Here is a 2056-nt window from a genome sequence, read left to right on the forward strand (position 1 = left end):
GTGCCGGGTGCGGTGACCAAGGAGTCGGTGGACAACCCGTACGGCTTGAGCGCGCTGTGGGCGCAGGGCGACTTCGTCGCGCGCGGCACGCTGATCATCCTGGTGATCATGAGCATGGGCAGCTGGTACATCCTGGTGACCAAGCTGTTCGAGAGCTTCAAGATCAGCGGCGAGGCGCGCGCGGCGCGCAAGAGCTTCTTCAAGTCGGCGAGCCTGAACGACGGCGTGGCGACGCTGAAGGACGGCAGCGCGTTCCGCTTCATTGCCGAGACGGCGATCGAGGCGGGCGACCACCACGAGGGGGAGCTGACGGCCAACATCGACCGCAACACCTGGGTGGGCGTGAGCGTGCAGCGCGCGATCGACAACGTGCAAAGCCGCCTGCAGGACGGGCTGGCGTTCCTGGCCACGGTGGGCTCGACGGCGCCGTTCGTGGGGCTGTTCGGCACGGTGTGGGGCATCTACCACGCGCTGACGGCGATCGGCATTGCGGGGCAGGCGTCGATCGACAAGGTGGCCGGCCCGGTGGGCGAGGCGCTGATCATGACGGCCATCGGTCTGGCGGTCGCGGTGCCGGCGGTGCTGGGCTACAACTGGCTGGTGCGTCGCAACAAGGTGACGATGGAGTCGGTGCGCAGCTTCGGCGCGGACCTGCACGGCGTGCTGCTGGGCAGCCGCTCGACGCTGCGTGGCGGCAGCCGCTGATCGCGCATTGACTCCTGAGCGAAGGAGAACGCAATGGCGATGAACGTGGGTAGTGGCGACGGGGACGACGACGAGGTCGTCTCCAGCATCAACACGACGCCGCTGGTGGACGTGATGCTGGTGCTGCTGATCATCTTCCTGATCACGGTGCCGGTGGTGACGCAGACGGCGCCGGTGAGCCTGCCGAAGGAGACCAACATCGCGCGGGTGACGAAGCCGGAGAACATCGAGATCTCGGTGACGAAGGACGGCGACGTGTACTGGAACGCGCAGGCGGTGGCGGACAACAACGCGCTGGTGGAGCGGCTGAAGAAGGTGTCGGTGCTGGTGCCGCAGCCGGAGATCCACATCCGAGGCGACGAGAAGAGCCGTTATGAATCGGTGGGTCGGGTGGTGTTCGCGTGCCAGCGCGCGGGCATCCAGAAGATCAGCTTCGTGACGGAACCCCCGCCGCGCGGCTAAGCAGCAAAGGACCCGAACATGGGAATGAACGTAGGCTCCGGCGGCGGCGGTGGCGACCCCGACGTGATGGTGGAGATGAACACGACGCCGCTGATCGACGTGATGCTGGTGCTGCTGATCATGCTGATCATCACGATCCCGATCCAGCTGCACTCGGTGAACCTGAACATGCCCACGGGCAGCCCGCCGCCGCCGCTGCGCGACCCGGTGGTGGTGACGATCGACATCGACTTCGACGGCACGATCCTGTGGAACGGCGAGGTCGTGCCCGACCGCACGGTGCTGGAGACCCGGCTCGCGGCGACCGCGGCGATCGCGGACCAGCCCGAGGTGCACATCAGGCCGAACAAGCTGGTGGAGTACAAGTCGGTGGCGATGGTGCTGGCGAGCGCCCAGCGCCTGGGCGTGTCCAAGCTGGGCATGGTGGGCAACGAGCAGTTCATCAAGTGAGCACCATGGCAAGCAGGCTGAACTCAAGCAAGCTGAAACCCCTGGTGGCGGCCACGCTGCTGGCGGCGGCGCTGACAAGCGGGCAGGCACAGGAAGCGGTGCGCCCGGACATCGGCAAGCCGCTGCAGGCCGCGGGCGAGCTGATCAAGGCGGGCAAGTACAAGGAAGCGCTGGCCAAGGTGCGCGACGCCGACGCGGTGCCGAACAAGAACGCGAGCGAGAGCTACACGATCGAGCGCATGCGCATCGCGGCGGCCTCGGGCGCGGGCGATGCGGACACCGCGGGCAAGTCGTTCGAGGCGCTGGCGGCCAGCGGCAAGCTGGCGCAGGCCGACAAGCTGCGCATGCTGGAGTCGTTGGCGGGCACGGCCTACCGGGCCAAGGACTACGCGAAGACGATGCAGTGGGGCCAGCGCTACTTCAAGGAAGGCGGCGCGAG

Annotated in this window: 3 protein-coding genes and 1 pseudogene; all 4 read left to right on the forward strand. The window is 67.4% G+C overall.

The genetic code is table 11. The features are described 5' to 3' along the window. Positions 1-705, forward strand: a 705-nt coding sequence (locus FHT26_RS29410; protein WP_168563617.1) for a MotA/TolQ/ExbB proton channel family protein, incomplete at its 5' end; no start/stop codon positions are given. Positions 706-738: 33 nt separating this feature from the next. Further along, the gene (locus tag FHT26_RS29415) at positions 739-1167 is read left to right on the forward strand and encodes an ExbD/TolR family protein (RefSeq protein ID WP_168563618.1); all 429 of its coding nucleotides are present in this window, start codon (positions 739-741) and stop codon (positions 1165-1167) included. 18 nt (positions 1168-1185) lie between these two features. After that, entirely contained in the window at positions 1186-1617 is a 432-nt protein-coding gene (locus FHT26_RS29420) for an ExbD/TolR family protein (RefSeq protein WP_210427664.1), read from the forward strand. Between the two features lie 5 nt (positions 1618-1622). Further along, positions 1623-2056: pseudogene (locus tag FHT26_RS29425) on the forward strand (tetratricopeptide repeat protein); the annotation flags it as partial.

Source organism: Rhizobacter sp. SG703, assembly GCF_012275445.1.
Classification (GTDB): Bacteria; Pseudomonadota; Gammaproteobacteria; order Burkholderiales; family Burkholderiaceae_C; genus Rhizobacter.